General features: G+C 67.9%; 15 protein-coding genes. 10 read left to right on the top strand and 5 right to left on the bottom strand.

What is annotated here, in order from left to right; genetic code table 11:
* Nucleotides 1-41 precede the first annotated feature (41 nt).
* Nucleotides 42-800, bottom strand: a complete 759-nt coding sequence (locus E7T10_RS12380) for a tRNA1(Val) (adenine(37)-N6)-methyltransferase (RefSeq protein ID WP_137722031.1) — start codon at nt 798-800, stop codon at nt 42-44.
* A 198-nt stretch (nt 801-998) separates the two neighbouring features.
* On the opposite strand from E7T10_RS12380, the gene E7T10_RS12375 reads away from it, so the two are divergent.
* Complete coding sequence (locus tag E7T10_RS12375; protein WP_055753370.1) at nt 999-1,940, top strand: polyprenyl synthetase family protein; 942 nt, start codon at nt 999-1,001, stop codon at nt 1,938-1,940.
* Nucleotides 1,937-2,572, top strand: a complete 636-nt coding sequence (locus E7T10_RS12370) for a squalene/phytoene synthase family protein (protein ID WP_137722030.1) — start codon at nt 1,937-1,939, stop codon at nt 2,570-2,572. The genes E7T10_RS12375 and E7T10_RS12370 overlap by 4 nt, the downstream gene beginning before the upstream one ends.
* Before the next feature lies 1 nt (nt 2,573).
* Here the strand turns inward: E7T10_RS12370 and E7T10_RS12365 are convergent, their stop codons facing one another.
* Nucleotides 2,574-3,065, bottom strand: a complete 492-nt coding sequence (locus E7T10_RS12365; protein ID WP_137722029.1) for a MarR family winged helix-turn-helix transcriptional regulator — start codon at nt 3,063-3,065, stop codon at nt 2,574-2,576.
* Between the two features lie 66 nt (nt 3,066-3,131).
* On the opposite strand from E7T10_RS12365, the gene E7T10_RS12360 reads away from it, so the two are divergent.
* Nucleotides 3,132-4,337 (top strand): MFS transporter, encoded by a 1,206-nt coding sequence (locus E7T10_RS12360; RefSeq protein ID WP_137722028.1) that lies wholly within the window; start codon nt 3,132-3,134, stop codon nt 4,335-4,337.
* Nucleotides 4,338-4,355: 18 nt separating this feature from the next.
* On the opposite strand, the gene trmFO is transcribed toward E7T10_RS12360, so the two are convergent.
* Nucleotides 4,356-5,750: a methylenetetrahydrofolate--tRNA-(uracil(54)-C(5))-methyltransferase (FADH(2)-oxidizing) TrmFO gene (trmFO, locus tag E7T10_RS12355; RefSeq protein WP_137722027.1), complete on the bottom strand. Its 1,395-nt coding sequence runs from the start codon at nt 5,748-5,750 to the stop codon at nt 4,356-4,358.
* A gap of 76 nt (nt 5,751-5,826) precedes the next feature.
* On the opposite strand from trmFO, the gene E7T10_RS12350 reads away from it, so the two are divergent.
* Together E7T10_RS12350 and E7T10_RS12345 are read left to right on the top strand one after the other, a co-directional pair.
* A complete protein-coding gene (locus E7T10_RS12350; protein WP_137722026.1) occupies nt 5,827-6,594 on the top strand; it encodes a hypothetical protein in 768 nt (255 codons plus the stop codon).
* 93 nt (nt 6,595-6,687) lie between these two features.
* Entirely contained in the window at nt 6,688-7,275 is a 588-nt protein-coding gene (locus tag E7T10_RS12345) for a hypothetical protein (protein ID WP_137722025.1), read from the top strand.
* Here E7T10_RS12345 and E7T10_RS12340 read toward each other — a convergent pair.
* Nucleotides 7,262-7,918, bottom strand: a complete 657-nt coding sequence (locus E7T10_RS12340) for a 3-oxoacid CoA-transferase subunit B (protein WP_137722024.1) — start codon at nt 7,916-7,918, stop codon at nt 7,262-7,264. The two genes, E7T10_RS12345 and E7T10_RS12340, sit on opposite strands and share 14 nt — an antisense overlap.
* A gap of 2 nt (nt 7,919-7,920) precedes the next feature.
* Nucleotides 7,921-8,646, bottom strand: a complete 726-nt coding sequence (locus tag E7T10_RS12335; RefSeq protein ID WP_137722023.1) for a CoA transferase subunit A — start codon at nt 8,644-8,646, stop codon at nt 7,921-7,923.
* 343 nt (nt 8,647-8,989) lie between these two features.
* Between E7T10_RS12335 and E7T10_RS12330 the strand changes: the two genes are divergently transcribed.
* From E7T10_RS12330 to E7T10_RS12310, 5 genes are all read left to right on the top strand, one after another.
* On the top strand, nt 8,990-10,015 hold the full coding sequence (locus tag E7T10_RS12330; RefSeq protein ID WP_137722022.1) for a cyclopropane-fatty-acyl-phospholipid synthase family protein: 1,026 nt from the start codon (nt 8,990-8,992) through the stop codon (nt 10,013-10,015).
* Nucleotides 10,016-10,026: 11 nt separating this feature from the next.
* A complete protein-coding gene (locus E7T10_RS12325) occupies nt 10,027-10,440 on the top strand; it encodes a DUF2177 family protein (RefSeq protein WP_066626091.1) in 414 nt (137 codons plus the stop codon).
* Between the two features lie 101 nt (nt 10,441-10,541).
* Nucleotides 10,542-11,795, top strand: a complete 1,254-nt coding sequence (locus tag E7T10_RS12320; protein WP_210416096.1) for an oligosaccharide flippase family protein — start codon at nt 10,542-10,544, stop codon at nt 11,793-11,795.
* The gene (glf, locus tag E7T10_RS12315) at nt 11,779-12,927 is read left to right on the top strand and encodes a UDP-galactopyranose mutase (RefSeq protein ID WP_137722020.1); all 1,149 of its coding nucleotides are present in this window, start codon (nt 11,779-11,781) and stop codon (nt 12,925-12,927) included. Before E7T10_RS12320 ends, glf begins: the two co-directional genes overlap by 17 nt.
* Nucleotides 12,924-13,838, top strand: coding sequence for a glycosyltransferase (locus E7T10_RS12310; protein ID WP_137722019.1), 915 nt, complete (start codon nt 12,924-12,926; stop codon nt 13,836-13,838). The genes glf and E7T10_RS12310 overlap by 4 nt, the downstream gene beginning before the upstream one ends.
* The last annotated feature ends 13 nt before the right edge of the window (nt 13,839-13,851 follow it).

Below are 13,851 nucleotides of genomic sequence, written 5' to 3'. Positions count from 1 at the left end.
GAGGCGGCATTTAGGCGTTCCGGTGGCGATTGACCACCCGATCACCATCCCAGCGACGCCTCGCCGCGCAGGATGGCCTCGGCCTGGGGGGTGTGCTTGCCGCCATCGCGATCATGCAGGATCAGCGGCGGCAGTAGACGCAGCGGCGCGCGTCCGGTCTTGATGGCGTGCACCAGAACCCGCTTGGCCGGCTCGTCCGCGAAGGGATGGATGGGCCGCACGGCGAACGACCCCGCCTTTTCGCCCAGCAGAGCCAGCAGATCGGCCAGTCGGTCGGCGCGGTGAACGACCACGATGCGCCCGCCTTCCTTCACCGCCTTCAACAGGAAATCGGTCCACGCCTTCAGCCCGTCGTCGGCCATCCAGGCGCCCCGCTTGCCCTCGGCAGGGGCGCGCAAAGCCGTGGCGTCATCGAAGAAGGGGGGATTGGATATGGCCCAGTCGGCTGGCTCCACGCCCAGGGCCCGAAATCCCGCCGCCACGTCGCCCTGACGAATCACGACGGATCCAGCTGTGCTGTTCAGCGCCGCATTCTCGGTCGCCAGCGCCGCCATCGCCGGATCGCGCTCCACGCCCGTCAGGCTCACGCCCGGTCGTCGCGACGCGATCTGCATCAGGACCGCGCCCGCCCCGCAGCCTGCCTCGATCACGCTCTGGCCTGCCTCGGCCGGGACCGCCGCTGCCAGCAAAGCCGCATCCATCCCGGCGCGATAGCCGCGCGCGGGTTGACGCAAGCGCACCCGGCCGTTCAACAGGCCGTTCTCGACGATCGTCGTCGGCAGGGTTTCGACCGGCTCCAAGCCTCAATCTCCTTGACCCTCAAGGGGTCGAACATCATTGTGCGCCGCAACTCGCGGGGGCAAGCCGGCCCGGCCGCAAAAAGCCATTCCCGCGGCCCGCCGCGCCAGTGAAAGAGTATTCGTTTGGACGTCGCCATCGCCGCCGCTCACCGCCCGAAGGGGGACGTCAACGCCCTTGTCCGGCTGGCTGAGGTCGATATGGCGGCCGTGGACGCCCTGATCCTGGATCGGATGCAGTCGGACGTGCCGATCATTCCGAAACTGGCCGAACATCTGGTGTCGGCGGGCGGCAAGCGTCTGCGCCCCCTGATGACCGTCGCCGCGGCGCGCGCCGTGGGCGCGACGGACGACATCGTGGCACCGCGCAAGCTGGCCGCTGCGGTCGAGTTCATCCACACCGCCACCCTGCTGCATGACGACATCGTCGATGCGTCCGAACTGCGTCGCGGCAAGGTCGCGGCCCACCTGATTTGGGGCGCGCCCACCAGCGTCCTGGTCGGCGACTTCCTGTTCGCCCGCGCCTTCGAACTGATGGTCGAGACGGATTCGATGCGCGCCCTGGGCATTCTGGCCGAGGCTTCGCGCGTGATCTCGGAGGGCGAGGTGCTGCAGCTGACGCGCGCCCACGACCTGAATCTGGACCAGGCCACCTATCTGCAGATCATCTCGGCCAAGACCGCCGAACTGTTCGCCGCCGCAGCCGAGGCGGGCGCGGTGGGCGCCGGCGCCGATCCGGCCGCGATCAAGGCTTTGCGCGATTACGGTATGGCGTTGGGCATCGCCTTCCAACTGGCGGACGACGCGCTGGACTACGGCGCGACGGCCGAGGCCTTGGGCAAGAACGCCGGCGACGATTTCAACGAGGGCAAAGCGACCCTGCCGCTGCTTCTGGCGGTCGCCCGCACGCGCGGCCGCGAGGAAGCCTTCTGGGAGCGCACCGTGACCAAGGGCGAGCGGACGCCGGAAGACTTCACCCGCGCGCGCGAACTCATCATCGGCTCGGGCGCCATCGGCGCGACCCTGGATCTCGCCGGCGACTATGCCGATCAGGCCAAGGCCGCCCTGTCGGTTCTGCCGTCCAGCGACTGGCGCGCCGCGCTGGAAGACCTGGCCGATTTCGCGGTGTCGCGCGCCGCTTGACCGAGACTGCGGATACGCTCGACCAACAGGTCCGCACCGCCGACCTCGACCGCTGGCTGTCCGGTCGCCTGGTCGCGGATGACCGCGCCCGCGCCGACCTGATCACGCTGTACGCCTTCGAAGCCGAGCTGATGACCATCCCCACGCGCGTGACCCAGCCGCTGCTGGCCGAGATGCGCTACACCTGGTGGGCGGAACAGATGGACGGCGTTTTCGCCGGCGTGCCACGCAAAGGTCATCCGGTGCTGGAAGCCCTGACTGATCTCGTCGCGCGTCACGGCCTGGACCGCGCGCCGTTCGACGCCTTGATCGACGCCCACATCGGCCGCGTGCGCGAACAGCCGCACGATCTCGACGCCTTCTACGTCGGCCCGATGCAGGTCGCGACGCGTGTGCTGGCAGGGCAGGGGCATGACGCCGCCGTGGCGGATGCGGCCCGCGTCTGGGGGCTGACGCAGACCGGCCGCCGCCAGGAGGCGGCGTCCCAGAAATCCGCCGCCAATGCGGCGTTGAAACGCCTGCCGCCCGAGGGATTCCCGGCCGTGGCTCACGCCGCCCTGACCGATCCGGACCAGCCGGAGCCGTTGAAGCGGCTGCGCCTGCTCTGGGCCGTGCTGCGCGGCCGGATCTGACCTAGCCGTTCAGGCCGGCGATCAAGCGGGTCAGCAGGGCGTTTAGCGTTTTCTGATCCTCTCGAGACAGGCCGCTCAAGGCCTCTTTGGCTGTATCCTGGTGGCTGGGCATGATCGTCTCGATCAGGTCGAAACCCCTGTCCGTCAGGCGGACCAGGGTCGCCCGTCGGTCGCTTGGATGCGGGCGCCGCTCGACCCAGCCCGCCTTTTCCAGCCGGTCGATCCGCGCGGTCATGCCGCCGGACGACATCATCGCCGCCTCGAACAGCGCCGTCGGCGTCAGGCCCTCGCGTTCGCCGGATCGGCGCAGCGTCGCCAGCACGTCGAACTCGCCGTGCTGCAAACCATAGCGCGCGAACAACGGCGTCTGGCGCTCGCGGATCACCAGTTGCGACGCCTCGTTTAGGCGTCCCAGCACCTCCATCGGCAACATGTCCAGGTCGGGGCGTTGCACGGCCCATTGGGCGGCGGCGCGAGAAGCTCTATCTGGCATGGTTATCTTGACATCGAGATACTTGAGGTCGAGAGACTAGCGCGATTTTCAGTCGGAGTCCCCACCATGACCGCACGATCTGACGCCACGCCCGCGCGCGGCGCTTCGCTGCTGTTGCTGGCGGCCATCGTCGCCCTGGCGCTGAATCTGCGGCCGGCGATGGCGGCGGTGGGGCCGCTGCTGGATCTGATCGAGGGCGCGACGGGCATAGGGTCGACCGCCGCCAGCCTGCTGACCACTCTGCCCGTGCTGATGATCGGTCTGGGCGCCCTGTCGATTCGCCCATTGCGTCGGCGACTGGGCGAGCGGCGCGGCATCTTGCTGGGCGCGCTGCTGATCGGCGGGGCCTGCCTGGTGCGGGCGGTGTTGACCGGCGCGACCGGCCTGATCGCCAGCGCCGTGGTTGTCGGGGTCGGCGTCGCCTTGATCCAGGCCTTGGCGCCCGTCGTCATCAAACGAGCGTTTCCGGCGCAGTTCGGCACGGTCATGGCGCTCTACACCACCGGCATCATGGGCGGCGCCGCCGTCGCGGCGGCCACGGCGGCAGGTCTCGCCGAGACGATCGGCTGGGCCGGGACGCTGGCGCTGTGGAGCACGCCGGCCTTTGTCGCTGCATTGGTCTGGCTGGCGGCGTCGCGCGACCCCGCAGCCGAAGAGCCGGATAGTGCCGCGGTGGTCGAGGCGACGGACCCCGAGCTGCCGTTCTGGCGTCAGGGGCGGGCGTGGCGGCTGATCCTGATCATGGGGCTAGGGACATCGGCCTATACATTGATGTTGGCCTGGCTGCCGCCCTTCTACATCGACCTGGGCGAGCCGAGGGCCACCGCTGGCTATCTGCTCAGCGGTATGACGGCGGCGGAAGTGACGGCCGGCCTGCTGGTGTCGCTGACCATCGGGCGCTTCCCGGATCGACGCGGACCGATCCTGACGGCGCTTCTGCTCGCCCTGGCGGGTCTGGCCGGTCTCGTGGTCGCGCCCCTCAGCTTTGCCGTGCCGATCGTGATCCTCCTGGGCCTCGGCATCGGCGCGATCTTCCCGCTCAGCCTGATACTGGCCATGGACCAGATCGACGATCCCGCCCGTTCCGGCGATCTGCTCGCCTTCGTTCAGGGCGGCGGCTACATCATCGCCAGCCTGTCGCCGCTGGGCGCCGGCGTGCTGCGCGACCACATGGCCGACCTGACCCAGGCCTGGGTGCTGATGGGCGTGGGCGTCATCCTGCTGGGCGCAATGACGCTGGAGTTCAGGCTGGGCTTGCCCGAACTGCGCTGAGCGGCCGACCCTCAGAAATCAGCCCGCGTCGCGCCAGGCCTTCAGGCTTTCCATCGCCCGAAGACTCATCAGCCGCTTCTTGGCGCGGCCGCGTTTCTTCAGCGGGATCTTGACGCCGGCCTCGTCGACCTTGGGCGCCTCGAGCGGCGGCAGCAGGCCGTAGTTGATGTTCATCGGCTGGAACTTCGATCCCGCCAGATGCCCGCCGGTGATGTGCTCGACCAGGGCGCCCATGGCGGTCTCGGGCGGCGGCGGGGCCAGGTCGCGACCCAGGGCCTGGGCGGCGGCGAGGCGGCCGGTCAGCAGGCCCATGGCCGCGCTTTCGACATAGCCCTCCACCCCTGTCACCTGACCCGCGAAACGCAGGCGCGGCATGGCCTTCAGCCGCAGTTGCTTGTCCAGCAACTGGGGACTGTTCAGATAGGTGTTGCGGTGCAGGCCGCCCAGACGCGCGAACTGGGCGTTCTGAAGCCCCGGTATCATGCGGAAGATCTCGGCCTGCGCCCCGTGCTTCAGCTTGGTCTGGAAGCCGACCATGTTGAACAGGGTGCCGAGCGCATTGTCCTGGCGCAGCTGGACGATGGCGTAGGCCTTGACCAGCGGGTCGCGCGGATTGGTTAGGCCGACCGGCTTCATCGGGCCGTGCCGCAGGGTCTCGCGACCGCGCTCGGCCATGACTTCGATGGGCAGGCAGCCGTCGAAATAGGGGACGTGTTCCCAGTCCTTGAACTCGGCCTTGGGACCGCTCAGCAGGGCGTCGATGAAGGCCTCGTACTGGGCCTTGTCCATCGGGCAGTTGACGTAGGCGGCGGCGTCGCCGCCCGGACCTTCCTTGTCATAGCGCGACTGACGCCAGGCGATGTCGAAGTCGATGGAATCGGCGTGAACGATGGGGGCGATGGCGTCGAAAAAGCTCAAGGACTCCTCGCCCGTCGCCTTCAGGATGGCGTCGGCCAGGGCAGGGGAGGTCAGGGGGCCGGTGGCGACGATGACATTGTCCCACTCCTGCGGCGGCAGGCCGGCGATCTCTTCGCGCACGATCGTGACCAGGGGGTGGGCGGTCAGTCTGGCGGTCACCGCCTGGGAAAAGGCGTCCCGGTCCACGGCCAGGGCGCCCCCGGCCGGCACCTGGTTGATGTCGCCGCAGGCCATGATGACCGAATCCAGCGCCCGCATCTCGGCGTGCAGCAGGCCGACCGCATTGAACTGCCAGTCGTCCGAGCGGAAGGAGTTGGAGCAGACCAGCTCGGCCAGGCCATCGGTGTGGTGGGCGTCGGTCTTGACGCCGGGCACGCCGCGCATCTCGTGCAGGATGACGGGCACGCCGGCCTGGGCGATCTGCCAGGCGGCCTCGGAGCCGGCCAGGCCGCCGCCGATGACGTGGATGGGGGAAGGAGAGGGGGAAGCGCTCATCGCGGCCTTCTAGCGGGCGGGTGGCGCGGTGTCATGGCCCCCTGCTATATCCGCCGCCGGTCATCGGGGGCGTAGATTGGGCGAGCATCGGATTTTGCGACTGGGCGAGACGCTGTCGGCGGCGGTTCGCGCCTTGCCTCGCCTGTGGCGCGGGGCTTGCGGCGCGATCGTGCTGGCGGCCGTGGTCTGGAGCCTCAAGCCGCTGGCGACGGGCCCGGCGGGCCTGATCTGGGCGGCGTGCGCCCTGGCCTCGACCCTGGTGCTGGCGGGCGCGCTGGCGCGGATCGCCATCACCGACGATCTGGCCGCCGCGCGACGCCTGGGCCTGGGGCCGGTCGGGTTGCAGTGCGGACGGCCAGAGGTGCGGCTGCTGGGCGCCGGTCTGCTGTGCGCGATCTTTCTCGCCATGATCTTGTCGGTCGTGGCCCTGGTCTTGCTGGCCGTGTTCGGCATGGCCGAGTTGAACGCCCAGGCCATCGAGATGCGCCAGTGGAGCGCGGTGGGGCCGGCATGGAAGCTGATCCTGCTGGCGGTCGTCACGACCTTCGCCCTGTTCGCCGTCATCGCCTTGGCTGTGCGCCTGTCCCTGTTCGCGCCGGCGACGATCGGGCGCGGGCAGATGGTGTCGCTGCAAAGCATGAGCATCGCGCGCGGCGGCTTCTGGCCCCTGCTGGTCGGGCTTGTCGTGACGGCGGCGCCGAAGATCGCGCTGGTGTTGCTGTGGGGCGCGGGGCTGCTGTCGGGGGCGGCGGGCTGGATCGTCTTCGCCGTCGTGCTGACAGGCTTGCAGGCCCCGCTGACGATAGCCTTTGTGGGCGCAGCCTACCGCCGGCTAGACGCCTAGGATCACCGGCGCTGCCCAATCGACCTCGGCCACTAGCGCGATCTTCTCAATCATCGCCGCTTGACGGATCTGAGGCGATGCAGGCTAGCTGGCTTGCAACTGGAGATCATCATGCTACTGGCCGCCTTGATGGCAGGGTTCCTCATGCAGGACGCCCAGCCGGCATATCCCGCTACACCGCAACAGTTCGAAGGTCGGCGGTCCGGCTTCGTGCAAGGCACGCTCAATGTCGCCATAGGTGAGCGGGCGACGCTGCGTCGCAATGCGAATGGAACCTACGACCTAATCAAGGTCGACCGCATCGATATTGGCGATGTCCTGCCGCCTGCCGAGGGTTCACGCGGCCCGCTGAATGAGGCGGCGCCCGGAACGATCAGGTTTGGACTGCATGCGCGCCAAGATGTGGGTTCGGTGCTGAAGGTCGAGAATAGTCAGGGCGAGGGGCTGAAGTATTCCGGTTTCATCGTCAGATATGTGGGCGGGCAGGCGCGGGGGCCTGCCGAAACTTCAGTCTGCACTGTGCCCTCGGGGATGGTCGGCTACGAACGTTGGAACGAACCCGTCATCCAGATCGTGGTCGGCGGATTACAGACTTCGGCAGACGCCGTGCCGACGTGCCCTCCTCACGTCGAGCAATCATCGGGCACGTCGTCATCGCCGCCATCGGTCAGGCCTTCGTGAGCTCCTTAGAAACCGAATAGGCCGCCTCGGTCTTGGCGGCGACTTCGTCGAGGGTGACGCCGTCGGCCAGTTCGATCAGCTCGAGGCCAGCGCCGTCCTGCTTGACGTCGAAGGTGGCGAGGTCGGTGATGATGCGGCTGACGACGCCGGTGCCGGTCAGGGGCAGGGTGCAGGCTTTCAGCACCTTGGACTGGCCGTGCTTGTTGGCGTGTTCCATGACGACGACCACGCGTTTGACGCCGGCGACCAGGTCCATGGCGCCGCCCATGCCCTTCACCAGCTTGCCGGGGATCATCCAGTTGGCGATGTCGCCGTTCTGGGCCACTTCCATCGCACCCAAGATCGACAGGTTGATATGGCCGCCACGGATCATGGCGAAGCTGTCGGCGCTGGAGAAGTAGGACGACTCCGGGATCTCGGTGATCGTCTGCTTGCCGGCGTTGATCAGGTCGGGGTCCTCGTCGCCCTCATAGGGGAAGGGCCCCATGCCCAGCATGCCGTTCTCGGATTGCAGGGTCACGGTCATGCCGACGGGGATGTAGTTGGCGACCAGGGTCGGGATGCCGATGCCCAGGTTCACATAGAAGCCGTCCTGCAGTTCCTGGGCGGCGCGTTCGGCGAGTTGTTCACGGGTGCGGGGCATGATCAGACCTCCGATCCGGCGGCGGCGCCGGCGGCACGTTGACGGACGGTGCGCTGTTCGATGCGCTTTTCGGACACGGTCTGGACCAGGCGGTCGACATAGACGCCGGGCGTGTGGATGTGGTCGGGATCGAGCGCGCCGACGGGGACGATCTCCTCGACCTCGACGACCGTGACCTTGCCGGCCGTGGCCATCATCGGGTTGAAGTTGCGGGCGGTCTTGCGGAAGACGAGGTTGCCGCGCTCGTCGGCCTTCCAGGCCTTGACGATGGACAGGTCGGCGACCAGGCCGGTCTCCATGACGTAGTCGCGGCCGTTGAAGTTGCGGACCTCCTTGCCCTCGGCGACCAGGGTGCCGACGCCGGTGGCGGTGAAGAAGGCGGGGATGCCCGCGCCGCCTGCCCGGATTCGCTCGGCCAGAGTGCCTTGCGGGTTGAACTCCAGCTCAAGCTCGCCGGCGAGATACTGGCGCTCGAACTCCTTGTTCTCACCGACGTAAGAACTGATCATCTTGGCGATCTGGCGGGTGCCCAGCAGTTGGCCCAGGCCGAAGCCGTCGACGCCGGCGTTGTTGGAGATGACCGTCAGGCCCTTGACGCCGCTGTCGCGCAGGGCGGCGATCAGGTTCTCGGGGATGCCGCACAGGCCGAAGCCGCCGGACATGACCGTCATACCGTCGAAGGTCAGGCCCTCCAGCGCGGACGTGACGTCAGCGTAGATCTTTCCCATCGCTCTCCCTTTTTTCACTGCCTGATGAATATCGGCTTTTGACCACGCCTAACGCGGGGGCGGGCGGGGGGCAAGACGCGGCGTCGATCCGACGCGGCGATTTCAGACGGTGAAGGCGAAAAACAGAGTCTAATTCGTCTAATTCGTCTGAACCGACGGCGAGCCGGGTTCGAAAAAGAGAGTGCAATTGGTGCACTTTCGACAGAATCGGTCGTCGCGGGAGGCGGATTTCGGCATCGCTTGGGTTGTGTTCAAGGGGTTAGATATCCATCAGGCATCCATCGGGGCCGAGACGTCGTATTGCAGTCAAGCCTGCAGCAAGATCCGACGATCGAGGACGCCGATGAACCTGACCAATGTCGCCATTCGCCAGCTTCAGGACGCGCCGTTCCCGGACTTCGTGACGCGGCCGGCGATCGACAGCCTGGTCACGGAGGCCAGAAAGCGTCTGGATCGCGACGGGCCGCATGACGAGGCGGCCTTTGCGCGCGAAATGGCACAGCGCGCCATCGCCGAACATACCGACGCGGCGAACCAGCAGCATTACGAACTGCCGCCCGAGTTCTTCCAACTGTGCCTGGGCAAGCGGCTGAAATACTCCTGCTGCCTCTATCCCACGGGCCGCGAGACGCTGGACCAGGCGGAGGAGGCGGCGCTGGCCGAGACCTGCGCCCATGCCGATTTGAATGACGGTCAGACGATCCTGGAAATGGGCTGCGGCTGGGGCTCGCTGTCGCTGTGGATGGCCGAGACCTATCCGAATTCGAAGATCACGGCGGTGTCGAACAGCCACGGCCAGCGCGGCCATATCGAAGCCCAGGCGGCGGCGCGGGGCCTGACCAATCTGACGGTCATCACTCAGGACATGAACGCCTTCGACACCGAGCAGCGGTTCGACCGCATCGTCTCGGTCGAGATGTTCGAGCATATGGCCAACTGGCGCGCCCTGCTGACCAAGGCGAGACGCTGGCTGACGCCGGACGGGCGGATGTTCATCCACGTCTTCACGCACCGCAACGCGCCCTATCGGTTCGATCACACCGACAGCGGCGACTTCATCGCGCAACACTTCTTCACCGGCGGGGTCATGCCCAGCCACGGCCTGATCCGGCAGTTTCCCGACTTGTTCGCGGTCGAGCAGGAATGGACCTGGAACGGCGGTCACTATGCGAAGACCGCCAACGACTGGCTGGCGAACATGGACCGGAACGCCCCACGGATCGCGGTGTTGATGCGTGAGACTTATGGCGACGACGCCAAACTTTGGACCCGTCGCTGGCGGCGCTTCTATCTGGCGACGGCGGGTCTATTCGGAAACGACGAGGGCCGCACCTGGGCGGTCAGCCACTATCGACTCAAGCCGGCTTAAGGGAGACGAGGATGATCAAATATGTCGCGGCCTATCTCGGGGCCGGCCTGACCTTTGCAGCCATCGATTTCGTCTGGCTGACCACCATGACGAACCGGCTGTACAAGCCCGTCATCGGGCCGATCATGGCCGACAAGCCGGACATGAAGGCGGCGGTGGCCTTCTATCTGATCTCCATCGCCGGGACCGTGTTTCTGGCGATCGCGCCGGCCCTGAAGGAAGGGAATTGGACGCGTGCGGCGATCAATGGGGCGGCCTTGGGCTTCGTCGCCTACGCCACCTACGACCTGACCAATCAGGCGACGCTGGCGGTGTGGCAGACCAAGCTGACGATCATCGACCTGATCTGGGGCACGACCCTGACGATGCTGTCGGCGACCGGCGGTTATTTCGCCGCGCGCTGGGCCGAGGGCCGTTTCGGCTAAGCCGCCCGGCTGAGCCCGCGCTTGCGATTGCGACCTTGCGTGTCTAAAGCTCGCGCCAGGGTTGATCGCGGGGGCGACAATTGGGGGATGGCAGGCACCGATTGCTGTCGGCGCGGGGCGCGGCCGATGCGGGCTGGGTCTATGGCGCGCACGTCGCCCGCTATGTCTCGCCGCTGCTGCTCTATCCGGTTCTGACGCGACGATTGGGACTGGAAGGGTTCGGGGTGTTCGCCTCGGCCATCGCCCTGGCCTTGGTCGTGTCGGTGGTGGTCGATTACGGGCAATCGCTGTCCGGGCCGCGCGACATCGCCGGAGCGGTCGAAGGGCGCGGCGTCCTGGTCGGTCAGGCCCTGGCGATGCGCGGCGTGCTGATCCTGCCCGCCGCTGCCGTCGGCGTGGTTTTGGCGGCCTTCAATCCGGTTCTGGCAGGCGCGAGCGGCGTCGTGGCGATGGCGGTCGTGCTGGGCATCGGGCAGGGGGCCAGCCTGCTGTGGTTCTTTCAGGGTATTCGCGATCCCGGTCCGGCGGCGATGCTGGAGGTCGGCTTCGCCCTGGCCGCGACGGGCGTCGTTCTGGCGCTGCCCGACTTGAGCGTCGGCGGCGCGATGGCCGTCCAGGCGGGCGGCGTCTGGGCCGGCTTGGTCGCGACCGGCGTCCTGCTGCTGCGACGGCAGAGGGTTCAGGCGCCGGAGCGGGGCTTTGTGAGGCGCGCCCTGATCCAGGGCGGTCCGCTGTTTGCCAGTCGAGCGGTCATCGTCGCCTATACGGGGGCGGGCGTTCTGGTCGTCGCGGCGCTGGCCGGGCCGGCGCAGGCGGCGCTTTACGGGGCGGCGGACCGACTGGTCGCGGCGTCCGGGTCGCTGATGCGGCCGCTGGCGGGTCTGATTGCGCCCCGGATCGCCGGACTGATGGGACAGGATCCGGCGGCGGCGTTTCGCACGGCGCGGTGGACGCTGGCTGCATCGACGGGGGCGTTCTTGCTGCTGGCGGCGGCGCTGTCGCTGGCGGCGCCGCTGCTGATCAGACTGTTGTTCGGGCCGGGGTTTGCGGGCGCCGTTGAGGTGCTGCGCCTTCTGGCCTGGGTGCTGCCGCTGGTGGCCGTCAGCCAGGTGCTGGGGCTGCATCTGATGAACCCGCTGCGGATGGATGGACGGTTCGCGCTGATCGTGGCGCTGGGCTGTGTCGCGACGCTGGGGCCGGCGGTGGTGCTGGCGCCCGGCCTTGGCGCGGTCGGCATGGCGGGCGCGCGGATCATCGGCGAGGCGGCGGTGGTCGTGGCGTGTCTGATCGGGTTGAGGGCGCATTGGGGCGCGTTGTTCCAGACCGGCGGGAGGCGCGATGTCCCGGCGATATGACTGGCTGATCGTCGGCGCCGGTTTCACCGGGGCGGTGGTCGCCGAACGGCTGGCGCGCGGGCTGGACCAGCGCGTGCTGGTGATCGACCGGCGCGACCATGTCGGCGGCAATGCGCACGACCGGCGAGACGCGGGCGGGCGGCTGATCCATCCCTATGGCCCGCACGTGTTCCACACCAATAGCAGGCGCATCTTCGACTATCTGAGCCAGTTTACGGCCTGGCGGCCATACGCCCATCGGGTCCAGGGGCAGGTGGACCGGCGGCGGGTGCCGCTGCCGTTCAATCTGGATTCGATCGAGACGCTGTTTCCCACAGCAACGGCCGAGCGGATGACGCACGCTCTGGTCCAGCGGTTCGGTTTCGGGGCGCGGCCCAGCATCCATGACCTGCGACAGGCGGGGGACGATCCGGATCTGAGGCGGCTGGGCGACTATGTCTTCGACAAGGTGTTCGCCGGATACACCGCCAAACAGTGGGGTCTGCCGGTCGAGGCGCTGGACGCCTCGGTCACCGCACGGGTGCCGATCGCGGTCAGCCGGGACGACCGCTATTTCGTCGACCGCTATCAGGCCATGCCGCGCGACGGCTATGGGGCGCTGTTTGAGCGGATGCTGGACCATTCGAACATCGCGGTGTCGCTGAATACGCCGATGGATCAGGTGTGGGAGGGGTCGTGGGACCGGATGGTCTATTGCGGCGCGCTGGACGACTATTTCGGCCGGTCGGTCGGGGCCTTGCCCTATCGCAGCGTGCGGTTCGACCATCAGGTCGTGGATGCCGAGGACGGCCTGCTGGTCGGGACGGTCAACTATCCCAATGACTTCGACTTCACCCGCATCACCGATTTCCGCCACCTGACCGGCGAGCGTGGGCCGAGGACGGCGACGGTGACCGAATATCCGATGGCTTATGAGGCGGGCGTGAACGACCCCTATTATCCGATCCTGACGGAGTCTTCGCGCGCGTTGGCGGGGCGATATCGCGCGATGGCGGCGACGCTGGCCGGCAAGGTGTGGTTCGCCGGACGGCTGGCCGATTTTCAGTACTACAACATGGACCAGGCGGTCGGACGGGCGCTGAGCCTGGTCGAGAAGTCGCTGGCGCCGGCCATCGCCCGGATGGCGGCATGAGGGCGTCGGTGTGGGCCGTGGTGGTGACGTGGAACCGGCGCGCCCTGCTGGAGCAATGTCTGGCGCATCTGATCGCCCAGACGCGGCATTGCGACGGGGTGGTGGTGGTCGACAACGCCAGCGACGACGGCACCGCCGAGATGCTGGCCGACGCCTGGGCGGGGCAGGCGATGGTGGTGCGGATGCCGGTGAACACGGGCGGGGCGGGCGGCTTCAACGCCGGAATCCGCGCGGCGATCGAGGCGGGGGCCGATCGGGTCTGGCTGATGGACGACGACGTGCTGGCGGCGCCGGATGCGCTGGAGGCCTTGCTGGCGGCCGAAGCGAGGCTGGGCGAGGACGGTATTGCACCGGCTTTTCTGTGTTCCAGTGTCAGGTCGCCTGAGGGGCATCTGACCAATACGCCCGAGATCGACCGGCGCGAAAATGTGCTGGGTTATCCGGCCTGGGGCGAGCGGCTGGAGCAGGGTATGGCGCCGGTGAGGCAGGCGACGTTCGTGTCGGTGCTGGTCAGCCGGGCGGCGGTGATGCGGCACGGCCTGCCGCTGGCGCCCATGTTCATCTGGGGCGACGATACGGAATATACGCTGCGGCTGTCGCGCGAGGGGCCGGGCTTTCTGGTCGCGGCCAGCCGCGTCGAGCATGTGCGCGCGACGCCGGGACGGCTGACCATCGAAACCGAGCCGGATGCGCGGCGCGAACGGCTGCATCGCTATCTGACCCGCAACGTCATCCTGGCCAAGCGGCGGCACGAGGGACGGCGCTCGGCGCTGCGCTATGCCGCGTCGCGGCTGAGGCTGGCGGGTCGGTTGGCGCTGGGCGGACGCTGGCGAAAGGCCGGGTTGCTGGTCGCCGGAGTAGTGGACGGCGCGCGGTTCGATCCCGAGGTCGAGCATTGCAGGCCGTCCTGAGCGCATCTCGGCG

Origin of the sequence: Brevundimonas sp. SGAir0440 (assembly GCF_005484585.1) — a bacterium.
In the GTDB taxonomy this organism is placed as follows: Bacteria; Pseudomonadota; Alphaproteobacteria; order Caulobacterales; family Caulobacteraceae; genus Brevundimonas.
The sequence above is the reverse complement of the archived record's forward strand: the minus strand, read 5'-3'. Positions and strand labels throughout refer to the sequence as shown.